Raw genomic sequence first — 23,782 nt, 5'->3', positions numbered from 1 at the left:
GGTCTCTACGCTACATTTCTGACACGAATCTGACAGAGCAGACATGACCGAAACGCCCAGCCCCGCCTATCAGGTTCTTGCCCGCAAGTACCGCCCTGAAACCTTTGCAGATCTGGTTGGACAGGACGCAATGGTGCGCACGCTAAAAAACGCGTTCGAAGCGGATCGGATCGCGCAGGCCTTTATCATGACTGGTATTCGCGGCACCGGCAAAACCACCACTGCCCGGATTATCGCCAAAGGCATGAACTGCATCGGCCCCGATGGCGAAGGCAAGCCAACAACCGAACCTTGCGGCCAGTGCGAGCATTGTGTGGCCATCATGGAAGGACGCCATGTCGACGTGATGGAGATGGACGCCGCCAGCCGGACCGGTGTGAACGACATCCGCGAGATTATCGACAGTGTCCGATATCGTGCCGCCAGCGCGCGCTACAAGATCTATATCATCGACGAAGTTCACATGCTGTCGACCAGCGCCTTCAATGCGCTGCTCAAAACGCTCGAGGAACCGCCCGAGCATGTGAAGTTCATCTTTGCGACAACAGAAATCCGCAAGGTGCCGGTAACCGTACTGTCCCGCTGTCAGCGGTTCGACCTGCGCCGGATCGAACCTGAGGACATGATCGGTCTGCTCAACAAAATCGCCGCAGCGGAAAACGCACATATCGCAGAAGACGCGCTGGCTTTGATCACACGCGCGGCCGAAGGATCTGCGCGCGATGCGACCTCGCTGTTGGATCAGGCGATCTCACATGGTGCAGGGGAAACAAGCGCCGATCAGGTTCGGGCAATGTTGGGCCTTGCAGATCGCGGGCGCGTTCTGGATCTGATGGATATGATTTTGCGTGGCGATGCGGCTGGGGCATTGACTGAGTTGAGCGGCCAGTATGCCGAAGGGGCCGATCCGCTGGCCGTTCTGCGCGATCTGGCCGAGATCACCCATTGGATTTCCGTGGTCAAAATCACGCCCGATGCCGCCGATGACCCCACCGTCTCACCGGATGAACGCGCACGGGGTCAACAGATGGCCGAGGCGCTGCAGATGCGAGTGTTGACGCGCATGTGGCAGATGTTGCTGAAAGCGCTGGAGGAGGTCTCTGCAGCACCCAACGCGATGATGGCCGCCGAAATGGCAATCATTCGTCTGACCCATGTGGCCGATTTGCCAAGCCCCGAAGAGCTTATCAAACGACTACAGGATGCACCTCCCCCCCCACCAAGCGGGGGACCTGGCGGTGGTGTGGCTGTGCCAACTCATGCACCTGCACAGGCGACGTCCTCTGCGCATCTCTCGGCGCAACGCGGGCCTGCAGGGGCGCCCACTGCAGCGCTTGCCCAGGACGTCCAGACCGCGCTGGCACACTATCCAACCTTCGAATACGTGGTCGAACTGATCCGCACGAACCGGGATGTAAAACTGTTGGTTGAGGTCGAAAACGGCGTGCGTCTCGTCTCGTATTCCCCGGGACGAATCGAGTTCACGCCGACGGACAAAGCGCCGACCGATCTGGCGCAAAGGCTTGGTTCGGCCTTGCAACGCTGGACCGGAAACCGATGGGCCGTCTCAATTGTGGCCGACGGGGACGCAGCAACAATCGCCGAGGTACGAGACGCGGCTGATCTGGCGTTGAAAGCGCAGGCCGAACAACACCCACTGGTTCAAGCCGTTCTGATGCAGTTTCCAAAAGCGCGCATCAAGCGGATCGAAACCCCGGAAGAACGCGCCGCCAAGGTCGAAACCGAAGCCCTGCCGGAGGTCGAAGACGAATGGGATCCGTTCGAGGAGGATTGATCCGAGCGACCAAAGCGGAAACACTCCCGCGCTGCCGGGCCCAACGGGAGGAAAGGTCTTTCCAAAGACCTTGACGACGGGCGGGAGAAGCTCTCCCCTTGTACCCTACCGGCAGCATCCGTATTTAGGCGGCAAACCGATTTGCAGGAGAAAAGCAATGCTCAAAGGACTCGGCGGTCTGGGCGATATGGCCAAGATGATGAAATCCGCACAGGATTTGCAGACCAAGATGACGGACATGCAGGAAGAGCTGAACAACCTGATGGTTGTAGGCGAATCCGGTGCAGGGTTGGTGAAGGCCACCGCCACCGCAAAAGGCGAGCTGAAGGGTCTGGACATCGATCCGTCGATTTTCAATGGCGACGATAAAGAAGTTGTCGAAGATCTGATTCTGGCCGCTATCAAGGACGCGCAAACCAAAGCGGCCGAGCGCTCTCAGGCAGAGATGGCAAGACTGACCGAAAGCATGGGTCTGCCCGCAGACATCAAGCTGCCGTTCTGATAGACACTCCTGACGACCCAAAGGCCGGGCACAACTGCCCGGCCCTTTTGCAGGAGCGCACGCCGTGAGTTCGAACAGCGATATCGACAATCTGATCGACCTGATGGCCAAACTGCCGGGCCTCGGCCCCCGTTCGGCTCGCCGCGCGGTGCTGCACCTGATCCGAAAACGCACCCTGCTGCTGACGCCCCTGTCGGACGTAATGCAGCAGGTGGCCGCCACCGCCCGCGAATGCCTGAATTGCGGCAACGTGGGCACCACCGATATCTGCGACATCTGCGATAGCGAGGATCGCGCGACCGGAGAATTGTGCGTGGTCGAAGACGTCGCCGACCTCTGGGCGATGGAACGCGCTGCAGTTTTCAAGGGTCGCTATCACGTTCTGGGCGGCACGCTGTCCGCCTTGGACGGTGTCGGCCCGGACGAGCTGCGCATTCCGCGCCTCAAGGACCGGGTAATGGCCGAAGGGATTTCTGAGGTCATTCTGGCCCTGAACGCGACCGTCGACGGCCAGACCACAGCCCATTACATCGCGGATCAGTTGGAGGGGCAGGTGCGCCTGACCTCGCTGGCGCAGGGTGTGCCGATAGGGGGCGAGTTGGATTATCTGGATGACGGGACGATTACGGCGGCGCTCAGGGCGCGGAAGGAATTGTAGCCCCAATTTCCCTACGAATGGGAAGCCCGTTTCGCACCGGTCTCCCCCGCAAAATACCAAACCACGAACACCTGCTCAGGTGTAAGCACCAGACGAATAAGTTAATTCGTATGAATGGCTGTAAATCTCGAAAACAATGCCAAAGGGATCCTCGACATAAACCATACGATATGGCTTTTCGCCCGGGTAATAATAGCGGATCGGCATTCGCTGCTTACCGCCAGCTCGAATAATCCTTTCGACAAGGCCTTCTACGTCAGGATCCTGCACACAGAAATGAAACGTCCCGTACCTACGAAAATCGATGTTGTTTTCAGGTTCGTAGTGCCCATCGAACTCAAACAATTCAAATCCAATCCGATCCGCAGTAGCCATATGGGCAATACGTAACTTTTTCCATTCGACCCCAAAGACATCCGTGCACATAACGCCGATATCCGTATCGTCTTCAACAACGTCCGTGGGTGGCATGATTACATAGAAGCCAAGGACCTCAGAATAAAATTCAACGGCCTTATCAACACTGGGAACTGACAGTCCAATATGCGAGAATGTTCGCGGGTGTTGCTGCATCGTCCCCTCCCATCATTTTCTTGATAGATATTCCCGAGGGCCAAAGAACCGTTTCAAGACGCCCCCCCCCTTGCCGCTTGCAAGAAATCTAACATAAGTATCTTAAGCCGTTTCGACGATAATCCAAGGTTATCGTGTGGTGAGAATGAACTTGGCCAAGTTTATGTGATCTGTACTATGCTTCAAAATCAGATAATTGCATTTTGGAAGTTGTCATGACCCGTATTCTCGCCTTTGTCTTCGCCGCCTTCACCGCCACCGCCGCATGGTCACAACAACTCATCGACAAGGGATTTGTCGAAGGTTGGAACATCATGATGGACCCCGCGCTTGGCAACGGGTGCCTGATCCAGACGATCTATCAGGACCTCTCGGTCGTGCGGCTGGGCTATGACGCGCTGGACAATCGCGGGTATTTCGCCGTCTACAACAAGGCGTGGGGCGATATCAAACAGGGCGAGAGTTATCCGATCCGGTTCGATCTGGACGGCAAAAGCTATGACGCCACTGCCATCGGCTTCAATCAGCGCGACGTGCCGGGCGCAACCGTGTTTTTCACCGACCGCAGCTTCGTGAATGCGATTGCCCAGAACAAGACCATGACGGTCTATAACCCAGCGGGTGAGACGGTCATGGCGATTGATCTGAAAGGCACTGCCAAGGCGCTGGAATACGCCCGGGACTGCCAGAACAAGAAACTCTAACGAATCGGATCAAACAGGGCGTCTTTGGCCGTACAATCGCGGATCACGTCGCGACCGCAGGGTACGGGTTCAAGGTCGCGCGACAGGCACAGGCGGACCTCTTCGATATAGCCTTGCTTGCAGGTCACAGTGATCATGTCGCGCTCAAGGTCGGGGTTGGCTTTCAGAAAGGCTTCTTCCACGACCGATGCAGGCAATTTGACCGAGGCGTCCAGCTTGCGGAATACCTGAGGACGCTCAACCGCCTCATACGCCTGTCGGGACAGCGCATAATAGTCGGGCGCGCTGAGGCCCGAGCAGGTGCCGTGCTTTTTCCACTGATGCCACGCCAGACCGGAACTGCCCTGAATATCGGTCATTTTGCGCGACATAGCGCGCGATGGCGGTGCCTCGGGCGTGCGGCAGAAGGCGGGCCAACCCTGATGGTACTGAGGCCACAGACCATGCAGGATCCAGCCATGGTCATGCCGGGTGTCGCATTGATCCGATCCGCGCGCGTCGCCTTCGCGGGCGCACCAGTTTGGCGACCAGCTAAGCGACAAGACGTAGTAGTCAAACTCGCCCGCTTTTTCGCCATCGCCCAGCGCCGCCATTGCACCGAAAATCCACGAAACCAGCCCCAAAATAACCCAGCGCATTCGCCTCTTCCCTTCTTGCCTTGGCGCGACTATATACGGACCAAGTTCCCCGACAACGGAAACCTGTCCCAAAAAAGGGGCCGCCGAATTCCGGCGACGGGAAAGATGTATTTATAGGAGACGGGCTGATGGCAAAACCGCTTATGGCCAAGGCAACAGCCGTATGGCTGGTGGACAACACCACGATCAGCTTCAAGCAGATCGCGGATTTCGTAGGCATGCACGAGCTTGAGGTGCAGGGTATCGCAGACGGCGATGTGGCCGCTGGCGTGAAAGGCTTTGACCCCATCGCCAACAACCAGCTGACCCAGGACGAGATCGACACCGCGCAGAACAACACGCTGCACAAGCTGAAGCTCAAGTTCAACCCTGCCGCAAGCGGTGAGGAAAAGCGTCGCGGTCCGCGCTATACCCCGCTGTCCAAGCGTCAGGACCGTCCGAACTCGATCCTGTGGCTGGTCAAGTTCCACCCGGAACTCAGCGACGGTCAGATCGCCAAGCTGGTGGGCACCACCAAGCCGACGATCCAGTCAATCCGTGAACGGACCCATTGGAACATTTCCAACATGCAGCCGATCGACCCCGTTGCGCTGGGTCTGTGCAAACAGTCCGAGTTGGACGCGATCGTGCAGAAGGCCGCAGCCAAGAAAGCTGCCGAAGGTGGCGTCATGAGCGATGACGAGCGCCGCAAACTGGTCTCGACCGAACAGTCGCTGGAAATGGACGCGGCGCCGAAGATCCCGACCGCCATCGAAGGTCTGGAAACCTTCTCGCTGTCGGACGAGCCTGCGGAAGAGAAAGAAGAAGAACCGATCCTCGACGCGGACAGCTTCTTCAACCTGCCCAAAGGCGGTGCTGACGACGAAGACGAAGACGATCCGCGCCCCTAAAGCACAGACAGCCCCGGCCTGAACGGACCGGGGCTTTTTTTACGAGAAAACCATGCTGAACGTTCTTTCCAAACTATTTGGACCGCATCGCGCCGTTTCGATCTATGCCTTCTTGAAAACCTGGGGTTTACCCGTGGCAGGCGGTGTTGGTCTTGTTGCCGTCGCTGCTGGTTTGCTGATCTTCAACGACAGCGGCGAGCACGAGCATGAGGCATTTATGACTGTCAACGTCTTGTCAGCGACACCCATCAACGGTGACCTCAAGAACGGCGTCATTGCTTCGGTCCGGCTGCCGGACGGGTCTGCGACCTCGGTCACTTCGACCGAAGCTCCGATCTCACAAACCGTTGGCACCACGGCCTGCATCGAAAAACGAGTGTATGTTGACAGTGGTGAAGCCCGGTATCGGTTCAAACTGCCCCGCCACTGCGAAGCAGGATAAGAAAAGCCGCCCGGCAAGTGCACCGGGCGGCTTTGATTTCAGATCATCTGGAACAGAATGCCAGCGGTGATGGCCCCGGTGATCCCCAGCCCCAGATAGGTCGCAAAGACCCGTGGTTTGACCAATGACCAGACGGCGGCCATTGCCGGGATCGAACTGACGGCACCCGCGACCATGAAGGACATCGCGGCCCCTGCGCTCATCCCTTGTTCCATCAGACCAGCCAGCAGCGGTGGCGCGACATAGGAGTTCAGGTAAGCAGGCATCCCGACCAACGCGGCAATGACAATGGGTACAACACCTTCACCGCCGACAACGCGCGCGATCAGGTCAGCGGGCACATAGCTAACCAACAACGCCTCAAGCACATAGGCCAGAGCCAACCATTTAAGCAGGAACAAGCTGTTGTGAATGAACTCGGACCGGAAGCGCTGACGACGCTCGGGTACCTGCCAGAACTTCCAGACAGGTTTGTCCTCCTGTTTAGGTCCGCATCCGCAGCCAGCCGGTTTGTATTCGCGCAGAGGCTGGGCAAACGCGCCGCCTCGCATCAGGGCACGGACGGCAAAGCCTCCAAACAGACCCAATGCGACCGCTGCAATGGCCTTGCCGATTGCAAATGGCCAACCCAATGCGCCTGCCGTGATCAACAAGGTCGGTGGGTCAATCAGTGGCGAGCTGAGCCAGAACGCCATGACAGCCGACAATGGCGCACCAAGCGCCAGCAGACCAGCAATGAACGGAATGACTTCGCAAGAACAGAACGGTGCGAGGCCGCCGAAGACTGCGGCCAAAAAGATCATCCGCGTTTCGCGCCCCTCAAAGGCGCGCGCAACCATCACTTCGGCACCGGTCGCCTTGAGGTAAGACAGCAGCAAGACGGCGAACAGAATATACTGGCCGGTATGTGCAAGGGCTTTGCCCGCAAAGGTTACAACCTCTCCCCAATTGCCGGGGTCAAGGACGGCCACAAGCGCCAAAATGGCCACGATCACCGCCCATGGGGTTTTGATCAGATCAACGGCCACCTTTGCCGGTGCCTTTGGGTTTTGTGTCAGCTCAGCCATCGTTCGCAGCCTTTCCCACTTCGTCCGCGCAGCATTCGCTAAGAATGAACTGCGCGAGGTCTCTCAATTCTTCGTAATTTGCGCGGTTGATGGTGGCGCGCCCGATTTTCTCTTGCTCGACGACCCCGCCGGCCGCGAGGAACCGCAGGTGATGGGCCAATGTCGAAGGGGCAATGCCTGTGCGGTTCTGGATTTCCCCAACGGTCAACCCAACCTCACCAGCCCGAACCAATGTCTTGAGAACCTTCAGTCGCGCTTCAGAGCCCATGGCCGAGAATCCTGCTGCAGCTGTTTCCCACATCTGATTTCTCCATTAAACTAGATTTCTAGTTATTTAGGTGAGTCGTTCTTTTTCGTCAAGCGCCTTGTTCACGAATTCTCGAGACGAGATTAAGTCCAGATTGCCCTCACCTTAAGTCCACCCTATAAGGCGCTATGGGAATATCGGTCGACACATTCTTTCTGGAATTGAACGGACAGGGCACACTGCAGGCGCAGATCCAGCAGATGATTGCCGAAGGCATCTTGTCTGGCCGGTTTCACGTTGGGGAAAAGCTGCCCTCGTCTCGTAAACTGGCGGCGCATCTGGGTGTTAGCCGGATCACGGTGACACTGGCGTATACTGAACTACTGGCCAATGACTATTTGACTGCCAAGGGCCGTTCGGGTTATTTCGTGTCGCAAAACGCGCCCGTGCCACCCAAGTATTCACCTGTTCAAAAACGCGATGAAAATGTCGACTGGGACACGGCCTTGGCACGCAAGTTCTCGGATGGGGACGTGCTGCCCAAGCCCAGTAATTGGCGCGATTACAAATACCCTTTCATCTATGGTCAGGCAGATCGGAAATTGTTCGACCACGCCAACTGGCGTCTCTGCGCGGTCCGTGCACTGGGTCACAAGGATTTTGCGTCCCTGACCGGTGACTACATGGATCAGGATGATCCGCTGCTGATCGAATTCATCGCCCGTCACACGTTGCCGCGCCGTGGAATCGCCGCCCGCCCCGAAGAGATCTTGATCACTATGGGCGCGCAAAACGCCCTGTGGCTGGCCTCACGCATCCTGTTGAACCGCAACCGCACGGCCGTGATCGAAGACCCCTGCTATTATGCGCTGCGGGATTTGCTGAATCATTCCGATTGCAAAGTTTCACCACTGGCCGTTGACCGCGATGGCCTGACCCCGGATGCGTTGCCGGATGAAACGGATGTAATTTTCACCACCCCCAGCCATCAAAGCCCGACGACCGCAACCATGCCCGTCGATCGCCGCCACGAGTTGCTGAAACGCGCCCGCGAACTGGACGCCATGGTCGTCGAGGACGATTACGAGTTTGAAATGGCCTTTCTGGGATCTCCCTCCCCTGCCCTCAAGTCAATGGATCGCGACGGACGGGTGATCTATGTGGGCAGCTTCTCGAAGTCACTGTTTCCCGGATTGCGCCTTGGCTACATTGTTGGGTCCGAGCCCTTTATCCGCGAGGCCCGCGCTTTGCGTTCTTTAGTGCTGCGTCATCCGCCGGGCCATATCCAGCGCACTGCGGCCTATTTCCTGTCGCTGGGCCATTATGATGCTCAGATTCGGCGTATGTCCAAGACCCTTGCCCGGCGCCGCGAAGCGTTGGATGCTGCAGTCGAACAGTACGGGCTTACCGCTGCCGGACGCGGAATCATGGGCGGCTCGTCGCTTTGGATGTCGGCCCCCGAGCGTGTGGACACGACCAAACTTGCCCAAAAGCTGCAGAGCCAGGGCGTCCATATCGAACCAGGCGCCCCGTTCTTCAATGGGTTGCACCGACCGCGCAACTTCTATCGCCTTGGATACTCGTCCATTGGCCGGGACCGCATCGGGCCGGGCGTGAAACTGATCGCGGATGCCATCCGGTCCGCCTAGCACGGCTCTGGACATATCCCGCCTAACGTTCTGGCCCTAACGCCGCTTCGCCCCTTGCGCCAAAACCGTATCAAAGGCGGGTGCTGTGCCCGAACCTTTCTTCAATTGTGCGGAGAACACTCAGATGAAAATGACCACAGAAGAGGCCTTTGTTAAGGTTCTGCAAAAGCACGGGATCGAACATGCGTTCGGAATCATCGGCTCGGCGATGATGCCGATCTCGGATATCTTCCCAGCCGCAGGTATCAATTTCTGGGACTGCGCCCATGAAGGTTCCGGCGGCATGATGGCAGACGGCTACACCCGCGCCACCGGCAAGATGTCGATGATGATCGCGCAGAACGGCCCCGGCATCACCAACTTTGTGACCGCCGTCAAAACCGCATACTGGAACCACACTCCGGTTCTGCTGATCACGCCGCAGGCGGCCAACAAGACCATCGGTCAGGGCGGCTTCCAGGAAATGGAACAGATGCGCATGTTCGCGGACTGCGTTGCCTACCAGGAAGAACTGCGCGACCCCAGCCGTATCGCCGAAGTTCTGAACCGTGTCATCCTGCAAGCCAAGCGTGCTTCGGCACCTGCTCAGATGAACATCCCGCGTGATATGTGGACCCAGGTTGTCGACATCGAACTGCCCAAGATCGTCGAATTTGCCGCAACTGCTGGCGGCGACGAAGCGCTGGACGAAGCGGCAGCCCTGCTGTCCGACGCCAAATTCCCGGTCATCCTGAACGGTGCCGGTGTTGTTCTGTCCGGCGCGATCCCCGCATCCGCCGATCTGGCCGAACGTCTGACCGCACCGGTTTGCGTTGGCTACCAGCACAACGACGCATTCCCTGGCTCGCACCCGCTGTTTGCCGGCCCTCTGGGCTATAACGGCTCGAAAGCCGGTATGGAGTTGATCTCGAAAGCTGACGTTGTTCTGGCTCTGGGCACGCGTCTGAACCCGTTCTCGACCCTGCCCGGTTATGGCATCAACTACTGGCCGACTGACGCCAAGATCATTCAGGTTGACCTGAACCCTGATCGTATCGGCCTGACCAAAGACGTGACCGTTGGCATCGTCGGCGACGCCAAAAAAGTGGCCGAAGGTCTGCTGGCACGTCTGGGCGACAACGCCGGTGAAGCCGGTCGCGAAGACCGCAAGAACCTGATCGCCACCACCAAATCGGCATGGGCGCAAGAACTGAGCTCGCTGACCCACGAGAACGACGACCCGGGCACCACCTGGAACGAGCGTGCGCGTGCCGCTAAGCCCGACTGGATGAGCCCCCGCATGGCATGGCGCGCAATTCAGTCCGCCCTGCCGACCGAGGCAATCATCTCGTCCGACATCGGCAACAACTGCGCCATCGGTAACGCGTACCCGTCCTTCGAAGAAGGCCGTAAGTACCTGGCACCTGGCCTGTTTGGCCCCTGTGGCTACGGTCTGCCCGCTGTTATCGGTGCGAAAATCGGTTGCCCAGACGTTCCGGTTGTCGGTTTCTCGGGTGACGGTGCCTTTGGTATCGCAGTGAACGAACTGACCGCGATTGGCCGCGAAGAATGGCCAGCCGTGACCCAGATCGTTTTCCGCAACTACCAGTGGGGCGCTGAAAAGCGTAACTCGACCCTGTGGTTCGACGACAACTTTGTTGGCACCGAACTGGACCAACAGGTCTCCTATGCCGGTATCGCAACCGCATGTGGTCTGAAAGGCGTCGTTGCACGCACCCAGGACGAGCTGACCGCGGCCCTGAACCAGGCGATCATCGACCAGAAAAATGGCATCACCACTCTGATCGAAGCCATGATCAACCAGGAACTGGGCGATCCCTTCCGTCGCGACGCCATGAAAAAGCCGGTCCGTGTTGCCGGTGTCGACGCGGCTGACATGAATACGTCGGCCGGGGCATAATCGCGTGAAGCCATTGCGCACAATTCTCGGAGCTGCCAGCAGCTCCGACAAAATCATCGCCCTCGCTGAGGGCGATGATCCACGTGTTGTTGAAGGTGCTTTGAAGGCCCGCAAGGAAGGTGTCGCGCGCATCATTCTGGTTGGCGACAAAGCCAAAGTAACTGCCCTGCTGGCCGAACAGGCTGGTCAGGATGTCGACGGCATCGAAATCCACGATCCATCGGACTCTCCCCATGCCGAAGCGTTTGCAGCTGAGCTTTTCGAGCGGCGCAAGCACAAGGGCATGACGCCTGAAAAGGCCGCTGAAGAAATCAAACACCGCCTGAACTATGCCGCGATGCTGGTTCATACCGGTAATGCCGACGGAACCGTCGGCGGAGCTGTTGAGACCACGTCGGCCACAGTGCGCGCCGCTTTGCAGATCATCGGCAAAGCGCCCGACGCGGCCATGGTTTCCAGCTTTTTCCTGATGCTCTACTGCCGCGATCACCACACGGTTCGCGGTGCGCATATCTTTGCTGATTGCGGTCTGGTTGTTGACCCGAACGAACAGGAACTGGCCGAAATCGCCCGGGCATCTGCCGCGTCTTTCAAGGCGCTGACGCACGAGACGCCCCGCGTTGCAATGCTGTCCTTTTCCACCGGCGGCAGCGCAAATCATCCGAAAGTCACGAAGGTCAGCGAGGCCACGCAGATTGCAAAATCGGCTGACCCCGATCTGTTGATCGACGGCGAGCTGCAGTTTGACGCCGCATTCGTCCCCGAGGTGGCTGCAAAGAAAGCCAAAGATTCGCCCCTGCGCGGCGAGGCAAATGTCTTTGTGTTCCCGAACCTCGACGCAGGCAACCTTGGCTACAAGATCGCGCAGCGTATTGGGGGTGCCGAAGCAATCGGCCCGGTCCTTCAGGGACTGGCGAAACCGGCCAACGATCTTTCACGCGGATGCTCCGCCGAGGACGTTCTGCACATGATCGCGGTTACGGCCGTGCAAGCAGAAACATCCAAAACCCGGACAGACGCCTCGTAAATCCGGCTAAAGCGAAATACTGTTCCGATTGATCTCTGCTCATGAGAATAATCGGATCAAAAGCCACAGGGACCAGAAATGAACCAGCCAATCATTAATACCTCTCCCAAGGTCTCTGACGAGGTCAGAAAAACAACATGCTACATGTGCGCCTGCCGCTGCGGCATCAACGTACACATGAAGGACGGCAAGGTTGCCTATATCGAAGGCAACCGCGATCACCCGGTTAACAAGGGTGTTTTGTGCGCCAAGGGCTCGGCAGGGATCATGCAGGTCAATGCACCCTCGCGTCTGCGCGCGCCACTGAAACGCGTCGGTCCACGTGGTTCGGGCAAGTTCGAAGAGATCAGCTGGGACGAGGCGCTGGACATCGCCGTTGGCTGGCTCAAGCCTATCCGCGAGGACAACCCCGAGAAACTGGCCTTCTTCACCGGTCGGGATCAAAGCCAAAGCTTTACCAGCTTTTGGGCGCAGAATTTCGGCACCTGTAACTATGCAGCGCACGGTGGCTTCTGTTCCGTCAACATGGCTGCGGGCGGCATCTATACGATGGGCGGCGCCTTCTGGGAATTCGGCCAACCTGACTGGGATCACACCAAGCTGTTCATGCTGTTTGGTGTTGCCGAAGATCACGACAGCAACCCGATCAAGATGGGCATCGGCAAGATCAAGGCCCGCGGCGCACGGGTGATCGGCGTCAACCCGATCCGCTCGGGCTATAACGCAGTTGCTGACGATTGGGTCGGGATCACTCCTGGCACCGATGGTTTGTTCATCCTTTCGATGATCCACGTGCTGATGAAGGCCGGCAAGATCGATCTGGACTATCTCAGCCGTTACACCAACGCGCCGGTTCTGGTCGACGCATCCGAAGGCCCCACCAAGGGTCTGTTCCTGCGCGATGAGAACGGCAAACCGCTGGTTGTTGATCGCAACACAGGCGAACTGACGGCGTTTGACAAACCGGGCGTCCGCCCCGACTTGTCGGCGACCTTTGAGAAGGATGGCGTCACCCATCGCCCCGTTTTCCACCTGATGGCCGAACGCTACCTTAGCGACGAATACGCGCCCGAGAAGATCGCCGAGCAATGCGGCATCCCCGCCACCCGGATCCGCGCCATCGCGGGCGAGTTGGCCCGCGTTGCCTTTGACGAGGCGTTCGAGCTGGAGCGCGAATGGACCGATTTCCGCGGCGAAAAACACACCAAGATGATCGGTCGTCCGGTTGCGATGCACTCGATGCGCGGTGTCTCGGCCCATGCCAATGGCTTCCAGACTTGCCGCGCACTGCACGTGTTGCAGATTATCCTTGGCACAGTCGAAGTCCCCGGTGGCTTCCGCTTCAAGCCACCCTATCCCAAACCGGTCGAGGCGCACCCGAGACCGCACTGCAAGGTAACCCCGAATACGCCGCTGGACGGCCCGCATCTGGGCTTTGTTCAAGGGCCAGAGGATCTGGCGCTGAAAGCAGACGGCAGCCCGGCGCGGATCGACAAGGCGTTCACATGGGACAACCCGATGTCCAGCCACGGGCTGATGCATATGGTAATCTCGAACGCACATGCGGGTGATCCCTACAAGATCGACACGCTATTCATGTACATGGCCAACATGTCTTGGAACTCATCCATGAACACCAAAGGTGTCATGGAAATGCTGACGGACAAGGATGAAAACGGCGATTACGTAATCCCGCATATCATCTACTCCGACGCCTATTCGTCTGAAATGGTGGCCTATGCCGACCTGATCCTGCCGGATACCACCTATCTGGAACGGCACGACTGTATCTCGCTGCTCGATCGCCCGATCTGCGAAGCAGATGCTGCAGCCGACGCAATCCGCTGGCCGGTGATTGAGCCCGACCGGGATGTCAAAGGCTTCCAATCGGCGCTGGTCGAACTGGCCAACCGCTTGGGCCTGCCGGGCTTCACCAATGAAGACGGCAGCGCCAAATGGACAGATTACGCCGACTATATCGTCAATCACGAACGCAAGCCCGGCATCGGCCCGCTTGCCGGTTTCCGTGGTGAAAACGGCGATAAGGAAGGCCGCGGCGAGGTCAACCCTGACCAGTTGAACCGCTATATCGAAAACGGTGGCTTCTACGTGGCCCACATCCCCGAAGGCGCGGATTACTACAAACCATGGAACACAGCCTATCAGGATTGGGCGGTCGGCATGGGCATCTATGACAGCCCGCAGCCTTACCTGTTCCAGCTCTATTCCGAGCCGATGCGCAAGTTCCAGCTTGCTGCCGAAGGACATGGCGAACGTCAGCCCCCGGAACACCTGCGGGAACGTATCAAAGAGACGTTGGACCCGATGCCCATCTGGTACGAAACAGACCAGACCGGCAACGAAGGCTTCACTGTCAACGCGCTGACTCAGCGCCCCATGGCAATGTATCACAGCTGGGGAACCCAGAACGCATGGCTGCGCCAGTTGCACGGCCGCAACCCTCTGTATGTTCCGACCAAGCTGATGCGCGAGAATAGCCTGAGCGACGGTGATTGGGCCAAGGTGACCTCGCCGCATGGAGAGATCACGGTTCCGGTCATGGAAATGGCGGCCCTGAACGAAAACACCGTCTGGACCTGGAACGCCATTGGCAAACGCAAAGGCGCATGGGCGCTGCAAGAAGACGCGCCCGAGGCTACCAAAGGGTTCCTGTTGAACCACCTGATCCACGAGCTGCTGCCGCCCAAAGGCGATGGTCTGCGGTGGGCCAACTCTGACCCGATCACCGGTCAGGCAGCCTGGTTCGACCTGAAAGTGAAGATCGAAAAAGCTAACCCACCAACGGATGCGGAAAGCCAACCGGAATTCCCACCGATTGAATCTCCGGTCGGAACTGGACCGAAGGATTTGGCATGGAAGGTAGGCAAATGACCCGGTCCCTGTGTCATCTGGCCATAAATATCGCGGGGTCTGGGGCAGCGCCCCAGTCCGCCCTCACCACAAAAGCGGAGGCAAGGTAGTCATGACCCAGCTCCCCACATCCACCGACCGCAAGATGGGTCTGGTCATCGACCTGGACACTTGCGTTGGCTGCCACGCCTGCGTCATCTCATGCAAAGGCTGGAACACGGAAAACTACGGCGCGCCGCTATCCGATCAGGACGCTTATGGTGCCAACCCGTCCGGCACTTTCCTGAACCGGGTGCATTCCTATGAGGTGCAACCGGCGGAAGGTCACGCCCAGCTGATCCACTTCCCCAAATCCTGCTTGCACTGTGAGGACGCGCCTTGCGTCACCGTTTGCCCCACAGGGGCCAGCTACAAGCGGGTCGAGGACGGCATCGTTCTGGTCAATGAAAGCGACTGCATCGGCTGTGGCCTGTGCGCGTGGTCCTGCCCCTACGGCGCACGTGAACTGGATCAGGCCGAAGGGGTGATGAAGAAATGCACCCTCTGCGTTGACCGTATCTACAACGAAAACCTGCCGGAAGTAGACCGTGTTCCGTCTTGCGTACGCACCTGTCCCGCAGGCGCGCGCCACTTCGGTGATCTGGGCGATGCGGACAGCGATGTCAGCAAACTGGTCGCCGAACGCGGTGGCATGGACCTGATGCCGGAAATGGGCACCAAACCCGTCAACAAATACCTGCCGCCAAGGCCCAAGGATAACGTCGAAGATCAGATCGACATCCTGGCCCCGTTGCTGGCCCCGGTCGCTGAAGAGCCCAAAGGGTTCCTTAGCTGGCTGGACAAGACCTTGGAGAAGCTCTGATGCATCCAGCACCTTCCGTCATCATTTTCACCACCCTGTCGGGTCTTGGCTTTGGACTGTTGTTCTTTTTGAGCCTCGGTCTGCCAGACGTCTCTGGCTGGGTCGCTTTTGTCTTTTTCGCCATCGCCTACGCCCTGTCCGTTGGCGGCCTGATGGCGTCCACCTTTCACCTTGGCCACCCCGAGCGGGCTTGGAAAGCGTTTACGCAATGGAAGACCAGTTGGCTCAGCCGCGAAGGCTGGTGCGCGGTCATCGCTCTGATCGTCATGGGGCTTTATGCGATTGGCGTGATCTTTCTGGGCCAGCGCTGGAGCCTTCTTGGCTGGATCGGTGCGCTGTTTTCGCTGCTGACCGTATTTACCACGTCGATGATCTACACGCAGCTCAAAACCATTCCCCGCTGGAATATGAACCTGACTCCGGCCATGTTCCTCAGCTTCAGCCTTGCGGGCGGCGCGCTGTTGGCCGGGCAGGTCCGAGTGGCACTGCCGCTACTGCTGATCGCTGCTTTGGTGCAGATCCTGTACTGGAAAAAGGGCGACAAAGCACTGGAGGAGTCCGGCACAAATCTGGGCACGGCAACCGGATTGGGCGATCGCGGCACAGTGCGTGCATTCGAGCCTCCTCATACCGGCACCAACTATTTGCTGCGTGAATTCGTTCACGTCGTTGGCCGCAAGCATGCCGAAAAACTGCGCATAATCTCGTTTGCGTTGGCGTTTGTTCTGCCGGTTATCCTGCTGCTGTTGCCATTCGGTCATTTCTTCGCGCTGCTGGCTGTGCTGTCCCATCTGGCCGGTGTTGCGACGTCACGCTGGCTGTTCTTCGCACAGGCCGAGCATGTCGTCGGGCTGTATTACGGCAAACGATAGGGGCCTCTGTCCCCGTCGCGGCTAGCCGCGACTCCCCCGGGAAATTTTTTGGCCAGATGAAGTCTGGATCCGGAATAAAAAAAGGCGGCACTCGAGGTTCGAGGCCGCCTATTTCTTTTTTGAATTCGCTTTAGATAAGGCCTGCGTGCTGGAGCGCCGCGTCAATCGCGGATTTGGTGCTGCTTTCCAGCCCGGACAGGGGCGAGCGGACTTCTTCGCTGCACAGACCCAATTTGCTGAGCGCGTATTTGGCACCCACGAGGCCGGGCTCGATAAAGATCGCTTCGTGCAGGGGCATCAGGCGGTCCTGATACTCCAACGCTTTGGCATAGTCGCCGTTCAGCGTCGCCTGCTGGAATTCGGCACACAGTTTGGGTGCGACGTTCGCGGTGACCGAAATACAGCCCACACCGCCATGCGCGTTGAAACCAAGCGCCGTCGCGTCCTCGCCTGACAACTGGCAAAAGTCCGGGCCGCAGGACGCGCGCTGTTGGCTGACGCGGGCCAGATCTCCGGTTGCGTCCTTTACACCGACGATGCGTGGCAGTTTCGCCAACTCACCCATGGTTTCAGGGGTCATGTCGATGATTGACCGACCGGGAATGTTGTAGATGATGATCGGAATATCCGCGCAATCATGCAGCGCACGGAAATGCATCAGCAGACCCTTTTGCGTGGGCTTGTTGTAATATGGCGTCACGACCAGAGCTGCATCGGCGCCTACTTTCTGCGCGAATCGCACAAACCGGATGGCCTCAACAGTGTTGTTTGACCCGGCACCTGCGATCACAGGAACACGACCAGCCGAGGCTTTGACAACCTCGTCGACAACAGTTTCATGCTCTTCGTGGCTCAGAGTGGGGCTTTCGCCGGTGGTGCCAACGGGAACCAGCCCGGTGGAGCCTTCCTGAATCTGCCATTCCACCAAGTGTTTGAGCGTCTTCAGGTCCAACTCGCCGTTGCTAAACGGTGTGACGAGGGCTGGCATAGAGCCTTTGAACATGACACGCTCCTTAGGTGCAGTTTGTAATTTTTACGCCTCGGTTTGCCAGAAATCTGTCTTTCTTGAGTTGAACCCGACGGCGCAAGCTTTATCCTGAATGGCTGTATCCTTGGTTGGTTGGGAAATGCAAGGGATGACACGCTTTCTGGCGTTTTTGACGGTCGTAATTCTGATTTCGGGCACACAAGTGCGGGCGGACGCCGCAGGTGATCTGCGGGCCGGTATGAATGAAATGCGCAAGGGGGACTGGAATGAAGCCCTGCGTGTTTCTGGTGCGCGGGGTTCAGTGTCTCGGGACATCATCGTCTGGCACTGGCTGCGCGAAGGGTTTGGCAGTTCGGGTGACGTTCTGGTGTTTTTGGATCGTCGTCCAGACTGGCCTGGTCTGGCCTGGTTGCGGCGCAAAAGTGAGCCCGCCTTCACTGGCGCCGATCCGGACCGCGTTCTTAGATTCTATGCCGAACAGCCGCCGCAAACCGCAGAGGGTGCGTTGAACTATGCAGTCGCATTGAAGGCAAAGGGTCGTCAGGGAGACGCTGAGGCTGACATCGTCGCAGCCTGGCGGACGATGCCAATGGGCTCGGGTCTGCAAAAAGACTATCTTGAGAATTTTGGCAAGTTGCTGAAACCGCATCACGCCGCACGCCTGGACCGAATGCTATGGGACAACCATCTTGTCAGTGCAAGTCAGATGCTGCCGCTGGTCAGCGCCGATCAGCGCAAACTGGCTGAGGCGCGGATCGGTCTTCAGAAACGGCAACCCGGTGTCGACGGCAAGGTGGCGGCAGTTCCGAAATCGCTGGTCGATTCACCGGGCTTGGCTTTTGACAGGTTCGTCTGGCGTGACAGGAAAGAGTTGGACGACAGCGCGATAGACTTGATGCTGGCGCGCTCTAACGGCCCTGATGCGTTGGGGGAACCTGACAAATGGGCCGAAGGCCGTCGCCGGTTGGCCCGGCTTGAGATGCGAAATGGGGACCAGAACCGCGCCTATCAGATTGCTGCCAATCACCACATGACGCCGGAAATGGGCTATGGTTATGCCGATCTGGAGTGGTTTTCCGGGTTTCTGGCCTTGCGGAAGCTGAATGATCCTGCGACCGCGATCCGGCATTTCCAGAACTTCTCGGACGCGGTGAAATCGCCGATCTCGAAAGGGCGCGCCGGGTATTGGTTGGGTCGTGCTTATGCCGCCCATGGTGACGCCGAAAAAGCCTATGACGCCTATGCGATGGGTGCAGATTATCAATCCTCTTTCTACGGCTTGCTGGCGGCAGAGCAGATCGGGCGTCCTTTCGATAGTGAACTGGCCACCCCCCGCCGGGCGCCACACTGGAAGCAAGCTGAGTTCGCCAATTCAAGTGTGCTGGAGGCGGGGCTACTGCTGCTGAAGGCTGACGAGGACACCCTGTCTGAACGGTTCCTGACCCATCTGGTTGAAGGGTTGGACCCGGTTCAGGCCAATCAGTTGGGCGATTTGGTGATCGAGTTGAAGCAGCCGCATCTGGCCGTGATGATCGCCAAACGCGCCGCAACAGTCGGCCTGGTTTTGCCAGCCGCGTATTACCCGGTACACCCGGTTGCCGACATGGGTCTGCCCATGGCCAAGGAAATGACACTGGCCATTGCCCGTCGGGAAAGCGAGTTTGACCCGGTTGTGATCAGCGGTGCCGGAGCGCGCGGGCTGATGCAGGTCATGCCGGCCACGGCAAAGCTTGTGGCCAAGGAACTGGGTATCCTAAGTGGCCACAAGACGATCAAGCTGACCTCGGATTGGCAATATAACGCGAAGCTGGGTGCCAATTACCTGTCCGGTCTGGCCGCTGATTTCAACGGAAACGTTGTGATGATGGCTGCCGGATATAACGCAGGTCCGCGTCGACCGATGTCGTGGATGGATCGCTATGGCGACCCGCGCGCAGGTGAAATCGACGTGGTCGACTGGATTGAGGCGATCCCGTTCAGCGAAACCCGCAACTACGTGATGCGTGTGTCGGAAAGCCTGCCGGTTTATCGCGCCCGTCTTGGCCAACCTGCCTTACCGATCCCGTTCTCGCAGGAACTAATCGGGTCAACGCTGGCGTCTTTCGCGCCATAGGGTGAACAGCCCGGCGGCGACAACCAGCGCTGCGCCTATGACCACTTCGGGGCGCAGCGTTTCACCAAAGACCGAGATTCCCAGGATCGCGCTCCAGACCAAGTGGAAATAGGCGAAGGGCTGCACCGCGCTGGCCTCGGCCATCTCATAGCATTTGATCAACAACCAGTGGCCCAGAACGCCGCTCACGCATAGCAGCGCCATCCAGGCCCAATCCGTTTGGGCCATCGGTTCCCAGAACCACATTCCCACTAGCGTCATGGCGACGGCACCACTGACGCCTGTCCAGAAAAAGCTGGTGGCGGAATTGTCCCGGCGGGACACGTAACGGGTCAGCAAACCATAGACTGCAAACATGAAAGCCGAGATCAGTGGTACAATGGCCCAAGGGTTAAAGACACCCACGCCGGGCTGGAGGATGATCAGAACACCGATGCACCCAACGCCGATTGCGGCCCAGCGTCGCCAGCCGACCTGTTCGCCCAATACCGGCCCGCTGAGAGCGGCGATCAACAACGGGTAGCAGATGAAAACGGCCATCGCGTCGATCAGGCCCAGAACGGTGAAACTGAACACTGCGACGCAGATCTCGGCCGCCAGCAGCAGGCCACGAAATATCTGCAGCTTCAGCTGGCTTGTCTGGGTGGTGGCCTTCAATCCGCCGGGCGCACGTGCGGCCAAAGCGATGACAAAGGCGGCGAAGAACCAATAGCGGATCATCACGACCATGTATGTGTTGTATGTTCCCGCCAGATGGCGCGAAATACCGTCCTGCAGCGCAAAGACGATGGTCGCCCCGACCATCAACGCTATCCCGGCGCGCGTATTGTTCTGCTGTGTCATGATTTGACCGCACGGGTCATGTGGCGCTTGCGGCCATAGCCGGGTGCGCGCGTAACAGTGAAACCGGCATCCTCAAGCCCCCGTCGCACGAACCCGGCGGCGGTATACGTCGCCGCCGTCCCACCAGTGGCCGTGTGGTCGGCGACCTGCTGCATCAGGTCTGCACCCCATAATTCGGGGTTTTTAGCCGGAGAGAACCCATCCAAAAACCACGCATCGGCGGCACCTTCCCATTCTTGCAGGGTTTGTCGCGCGTCGCCTTCAACAACCTCAAGCCGCAAGGTGCCCAAATCACATGTGCCGCCCTGCCATTGCGCAAGGAACCGGTCAGACCATGGCGCAACCGCAGGGAAGGCCGCAAGGGCGCGGGACATGTCGGCAGGCTCCATCGGATAGGCTTCAAAACTTGTAAAGGTCAGGGGCGTGGTCTGGCCCGATCTCTCCCATTCGGACCAGACGGTCAGCATGTTCAATCCGGTGCCAAAACCCAGCTCTGCTATGTGAAACCCCGGTGTAAACCGTGCGGGCAGGTCATTGCCTGCCAGAAACACATGGCGCGTCTCTTCCAGCCCGTTCTGCAATGAATAATACGGGTCGTCGAAACGATCCGAGACGGGGATCTGATCCTCTGTCCACGTCAGTTCGGCGCGCTGGTCTGCCATCGGGGAATCCTGTAGCTAAGCGGCGCGACACTGAACAAGGTAAAGGGGAATGGCAATGGTCGATGTGACGGTGCGCGGTGCAGGGATTTTCGGCCTGTCAATCGCGTGGACCTGTGCCCGGCGCGGCGCAAAGGTGCAGATCGTCGATCCCTTTGGCCCCGGCGCCGGGTCCAGCGGTGGTCTGGTTGGCGCGCTGGCGCCGCATGTGCCAGAAAACTGGAATTCCAAGAAGGCGTTTCAGTTCGACAGCCTGATCATGGCTGAACCGTTCTGGACTCAGGTCGAAGCCACAGGCGGCGTTTCACCCGGTTATGCGCGGCTGGGGCGGCTGCAACCCATCGCCGACACCCAAACGTTGGATCTTGCCCATGCTCGCGCGGGCACGGCGGCTGAACTGTGGCAGGGTCGCGCTGAATGGCGGGTCGTCGAAACAGCCGCAGTCGGTGCATGGTGCCCGCCCAGCCCGACAGGGTTTGTCATCCATGATACGCTGAGCGCCCGCATGCATCCACGCCGGGCCTGTGCGGCGTTAGTTGCGGCATTGGCTGTGATGGGGGTTGAGGTCGTAGCCGACGCACCGGACCGTGGGCAGGTTGTCCATGCAACCGGGCTTGCCGGACTTCAGGAACTGAGCGAGGCGTTTGGCAAAACAGTCGGCAACGGCGTCAAGGGACAGGCGGCTCTGTTGCGGTTCGATGCGGGTAAGGTTCCGCAGCTGTTTGCAGACGCGATCCACTTCATACCGCATGCGGACGGGACATTGGCAATCGGATCGACCTCTGAGCGTGACTATGACGATCCGACCAGCACGGACGCGGCTCTGGATGACGTTTTGGACCGGGCGATGCGGGCCGTTCCCGTCCTGCATGGCGCAGAAGTCATCGAACGATGGGCAGGTGTACGACCGCGCAGCAAAAGCCGCGCGCCGATGCTGGGCGCGCACCCGCTGCACAAAGGTCAATTCATCGCCAATGGTGGCTTCAAGATCGGCTTTGGCATGGCCCCGAAAGTAGCTGAGGTCATGGCGGATCTGGTTCTTGAGAACCGGGACGCGATCCCGAGTGACTTCAGACCCGAAGCATCACTCTGATCGCGGGACAAACTCGGCGGACATGCATTGCCGCCCATCTGGTCCGCGCACCCACATCCCTTGGCCATTCCGGCACAAGGTCGCCGTCTCAGAGTGCATCAGCGGCGATGACGCGCGAAATGAGAACTGAGCCAAGGGACCTGCCAGATCCTCGACAAACTGCATCAATAGCTGTGCCAGCAAAGGGCCATGAACGACCAGACCGTCATAGCCTTCGACATCCCGCGCGTAGTCCAGATCGTAATGGATACGGTGCCCATTGAAGGTCAGCGCCGAGTATCGGAACAGCAATGTGCTGTCGAAGGTGACGTCTCGCCTGTGGGTTTCATCGGTACGGGCCACGGGTGCCTTGGGCTTGATGTCAGTATCCGAAGGGTCAGGCCGATAGACCAGATCCTGCCATTCGCTCAGACACAATTGACCGTCCTGAGAAATCTCGTGTCGCAGGGTAACAAACCCCAGCGGTCCCGTCCGTCCGGTTTTTGTCGCCGCACTTTCAAGAACAGACCGGCGCACGGCTTTTGAGCCCGCGACCAGCGGCGCGTGAAACTGCAACCGTCCCCCGGCCCACATCCGACGTTGCAAGCCCATATCGGGGATCAGACCGCCCCCAACCTTTGGATGCCCGTCCCGCCCCAAACTGGCAGGCAGCTGAGGGGACCAGAAATACAGCTGGTGAAAGAACGACGGCAGTTGATCGCCGGCTGTGACCCTGTCCTTGGAAGCAAGCGCGGCCAGTAGCGCGGAGGCGCGGGCCGGGTCCATCACATCTGTCTGTATATCCTCAGTCATGGTGGGAGGTTATGTAGACGGACCTGCCCCGGCAAGCGGCGTCTTGATCTCAGAACCCGGCCTCAGCCCGCAGTTTCTGCATCAGTGTTCGCAGAGAGCTTTCATAACGGTCGCTCAGCAATTTGCCCTGCTCGTCAAACTCGTTCGAGCTGCTGGCCAGATGAATTTCCGGACCCTGCAGGATACGAGGCTGGAACGGAACCATATAGCCGCGCAGAACCATCTGCGCCCGTTCGCCACCTGCGCGTCCTGCGGCGGCTGACATCACGGCAACCGGTTTGTCGGCCCAGGGGCGGCCATCTGTTCGGCTAACCCAGTCCAAAGCGTTTTTCAGAACACCCGACGGGCCTTTGTTGTATTCCGGAGTGGAAATGATCACGGCATCAGCCTGCGCGATCTGATCGGACAAGGTTTGCACTGCGGCAGGAATGCCCTCGCCATCCTCAAGATCACCATCATAAAGCGGCAGGTTCAGATCGGCTTCGATATGTGTCCCCGGCTCGAACAGCCGTGCCGCTTCGCGCAGCAATTTGCGGTTGGTCGCGCTTTGGCGCAATGAGCCGGACAGGCTCAGAAGTATGGGGTCAGACATTGGGA

Annotated in this window: 23 protein-coding genes; 14 read left to right on the top strand and 9 right to left on the bottom strand. The window is 58.8% G+C overall.

The annotated features are described in order from the left end of the window. Positions 1–43: 43 nt before the first annotated feature. The 3 genes from AC2FIS_RS15115 (at position 44) to recR (ending at position 2,955) form a co-directional block, all read left to right on the top strand. Complete coding sequence (locus AC2FIS_RS15115) at positions 44–1,795, top strand: DNA polymerase III subunit gamma/tau (protein WP_496774163.1); 1,752 nt, start codon at positions 44–46, stop codon at positions 1,793–1,795. Positions 1,796–1,952: 157 nt separating this feature from the next. Next, a complete protein-coding gene (locus AC2FIS_RS15110; RefSeq protein ID WP_108861168.1) occupies positions 1,953–2,297 on the top strand; it encodes a YbaB/EbfC family nucleoid-associated protein in 345 nt (114 codons plus the stop codon). Between the two features lie 64 nt (positions 2,298–2,361). Continuing rightward, a complete protein-coding gene (recR, locus tag AC2FIS_RS15105) occupies positions 2,362–2,955 on the top strand; it encodes a recombination mediator RecR (RefSeq protein WP_472724529.1) in 594 nt (197 codons plus the stop codon). A gap of 75 nt (positions 2,956–3,030) precedes the next feature. On the opposite strand, the gene AC2FIS_RS15100 is transcribed toward recR, so the two are convergent. Then, positions 3,031–3,528: a lactoylglutathione lyase family protein gene (locus AC2FIS_RS15100; protein ID WP_496774161.1), complete on the bottom strand. Its 498-nt coding sequence runs from the start codon at positions 3,526–3,528 to the stop codon at positions 3,031–3,033. A 215-nt stretch (positions 3,529–3,743) separates the two neighbouring features. On the opposite strand from AC2FIS_RS15100, the gene AC2FIS_RS15095 reads away from it, so the two are divergent. Next, positions 3,744–4,232 carry a hypothetical protein gene (locus AC2FIS_RS15095; RefSeq protein ID WP_496774160.1) on the top strand — a complete coding sequence of 163 codons (489 nt, stop codon included), beginning with the start codon at positions 3,744–3,746 and terminating at the stop codon, positions 4,230–4,232. On the opposite strand, the gene AC2FIS_RS15090 is transcribed toward AC2FIS_RS15095, so the two are convergent. Further along, complete coding sequence (locus AC2FIS_RS15090; protein WP_496774158.1) at positions 4,229–4,870, bottom strand: ribonuclease T2 family protein; 642 nt, start codon at positions 4,868–4,870, stop codon at positions 4,229–4,231. The two genes, AC2FIS_RS15095 and AC2FIS_RS15090, sit on opposite strands and share 4 nt — an antisense overlap. Before the next feature lie 128 nt (positions 4,871–4,998). On the opposite strand from AC2FIS_RS15090, the gene AC2FIS_RS15085 reads away from it, so the two are divergent. Further along, complete coding sequence (locus tag AC2FIS_RS15085) at positions 4,999–5,760, top strand: DUF1013 domain-containing protein (protein ID WP_058279793.1); 762 nt, start codon at positions 4,999–5,001, stop codon at positions 5,758–5,760. A 52-nt stretch (positions 5,761–5,812) separates the two neighbouring features. Beyond that, complete coding sequence (locus tag AC2FIS_RS15080) at positions 5,813–6,202, top strand: hypothetical protein (protein WP_058279792.1); 390 nt, start codon at positions 5,813–5,815, stop codon at positions 6,200–6,202. Between the two features lie 38 nt (positions 6,203–6,240). Here the strand turns inward: AC2FIS_RS15080 and AC2FIS_RS15075 are convergent, their stop codons facing one another. Both AC2FIS_RS15075 and AC2FIS_RS15070 read right to left on the bottom strand, forming a co-directional pair. Then, on the bottom strand, positions 6,241–7,269 hold the full coding sequence (locus AC2FIS_RS15075) for a permease (RefSeq protein ID WP_496774156.1): 1,029 nt from the start codon (positions 7,267–7,269) through the stop codon (positions 6,241–6,243). Continuing rightward, complete coding sequence (locus AC2FIS_RS15070; RefSeq protein ID WP_496774155.1) at positions 7,262–7,570, bottom strand: ArsR/SmtB family transcription factor; 309 nt, start codon at positions 7,568–7,570, stop codon at positions 7,262–7,264. Before AC2FIS_RS15070 ends, AC2FIS_RS15075 begins: the two co-directional genes overlap by 8 nt. A 134-nt stretch (positions 7,571–7,704) precedes the next feature. Between AC2FIS_RS15070 and pdxR the strand changes: the two genes are divergently transcribed. From pdxR to AC2FIS_RS15040, 6 genes are all read left to right on the top strand, one after another. Continuing rightward, positions 7,705–9,165, top strand: a complete 1,461-nt coding sequence (gene pdxR, locus AC2FIS_RS15065) for a MocR-like pyridoxine biosynthesis transcription factor PdxR (protein WP_496774154.1) — start codon at positions 7,705–7,707, stop codon at positions 9,163–9,165. Positions 9,166–9,289: 124 nt separating this feature from the next. After that, the gene (gene xsc, locus AC2FIS_RS15060; RefSeq protein WP_496774153.1) at positions 9,290–11,065 is read left to right on the top strand and encodes a sulfoacetaldehyde acetyltransferase; all 1,776 of its coding nucleotides are present in this window, start codon (positions 9,290–9,292) and stop codon (positions 11,063–11,065) included. Positions 11,066–11,069: 4 nt separating this feature from the next. Then, on the top strand, positions 11,070–12,092 hold the full coding sequence (gene pta / locus AC2FIS_RS15055; protein ID WP_496735682.1) for a phosphate acetyltransferase: 1,023 nt from the start codon (positions 11,070–11,072) through the stop codon (positions 12,090–12,092). Positions 12,093–12,170: 78 nt separating this feature from the next. Then, entirely contained in the window at positions 12,171–14,984 is a 2,814-nt protein-coding gene (locus AC2FIS_RS15050; RefSeq protein WP_496774152.1) for a molybdopterin oxidoreductase family protein, read from the top strand. A 91-nt stretch (positions 14,985–15,075) separates the two neighbouring features. Beyond that, positions 15,076–15,825, top strand: coding sequence for a 4Fe-4S dicluster domain-containing protein (locus tag AC2FIS_RS15045; protein ID WP_108861155.1), 750 nt, complete (start codon positions 15,076–15,078; stop codon positions 15,823–15,825). Beyond that, complete coding sequence (locus AC2FIS_RS15040; protein WP_282170465.1) at positions 15,825–16,697, top strand: dimethyl sulfoxide reductase anchor subunit family protein; 873 nt, start codon at positions 15,825–15,827, stop codon at positions 16,695–16,697. The genes AC2FIS_RS15045 and AC2FIS_RS15040 overlap by 1 nt, the downstream gene beginning before the upstream one ends. 130 nt (positions 16,698–16,827) lie before the next feature. Here AC2FIS_RS15040 and dapA read toward each other — a convergent pair whose 3' ends face one another. Further along, positions 16,828–17,700, bottom strand: a complete 873-nt coding sequence (gene dapA / locus AC2FIS_RS15035) for a 4-hydroxy-tetrahydrodipicolinate synthase (protein ID WP_496699347.1) — start codon at positions 17,698–17,700, stop codon at positions 16,828–16,830. Positions 17,701–17,833: 133 nt separating this feature from the next. On the opposite strand from dapA, the gene AC2FIS_RS15030 reads away from it, so the two are divergent. Then, positions 17,834–19,798, top strand: a complete 1,965-nt coding sequence (locus AC2FIS_RS15030) for a lytic transglycosylase domain-containing protein (protein ID WP_496774196.1) — start codon at positions 17,834–17,836, stop codon at positions 19,796–19,798. On the opposite strand, the gene AC2FIS_RS15025 is transcribed toward AC2FIS_RS15030, so the two are convergent. Both AC2FIS_RS15025 and mnmC2 read right to left on the bottom strand, forming a co-directional pair. Further along, positions 19,772–20,641 (bottom strand): DMT family transporter, encoded by an 870-nt coding sequence (locus tag AC2FIS_RS15025; protein WP_113791731.1) that lies wholly within the window; start codon positions 20,639–20,641, stop codon positions 19,772–19,774. The genes AC2FIS_RS15030 and AC2FIS_RS15025 overlap by 27 nt on opposite strands. Further along, positions 20,638–21,303 carry a tRNA (5-methylaminomethyl-2-thiouridine)(34)-methyltransferase MnmC2 gene (mnmC2, locus tag AC2FIS_RS15020; RefSeq protein ID WP_496774150.1) on the bottom strand — a complete coding sequence of 222 codons (666 nt, stop codon included), beginning with the start codon at positions 21,301–21,303 and terminating at the stop codon, positions 20,638–20,640. The genes AC2FIS_RS15025 and mnmC2 overlap by 4 nt, the downstream gene beginning before the upstream one ends. Before the next feature lie 49 nt (positions 21,304–21,352). Here mnmC2 and AC2FIS_RS15015 point away from each other — a divergent pair, with 49 nt between their 5' ends. Further along, the gene (locus tag AC2FIS_RS15015) at positions 21,353–22,393 is read left to right on the top strand and encodes an NAD(P)/FAD-dependent oxidoreductase (RefSeq protein ID WP_496774149.1); all 1,041 of its coding nucleotides are present in this window, start codon (positions 21,353–21,355) and stop codon (positions 22,391–22,393) included. On the opposite strand, the gene AC2FIS_RS15010 is transcribed toward AC2FIS_RS15015, so the two are convergent. Beyond that, positions 22,385–23,185: an HTD2 family dehydratase gene (locus AC2FIS_RS15010; RefSeq protein ID WP_496774148.1), complete on the bottom strand. Its 801-nt coding sequence runs from the start codon at positions 23,183–23,185 to the stop codon at positions 22,385–22,387. The two genes, AC2FIS_RS15015 and AC2FIS_RS15010, sit on opposite strands and share 9 nt — an antisense overlap. Before the next feature lie 49 nt (positions 23,186–23,234). After that, positions 23,235–23,777, bottom strand: coding sequence for an NADPH-dependent FMN reductase (locus AC2FIS_RS15005; RefSeq protein ID WP_108861149.1), 543 nt, complete (start codon positions 23,775–23,777; stop codon positions 23,235–23,237). Between the last annotated feature and the right edge of the window lie 5 nt (positions 23,778–23,782).

The organism is Ruegeria sp. CDSB113, from assembly GCF_059611045.1.
This window is presented reverse-complemented; position numbering and strand designations above follow the sequence as displayed.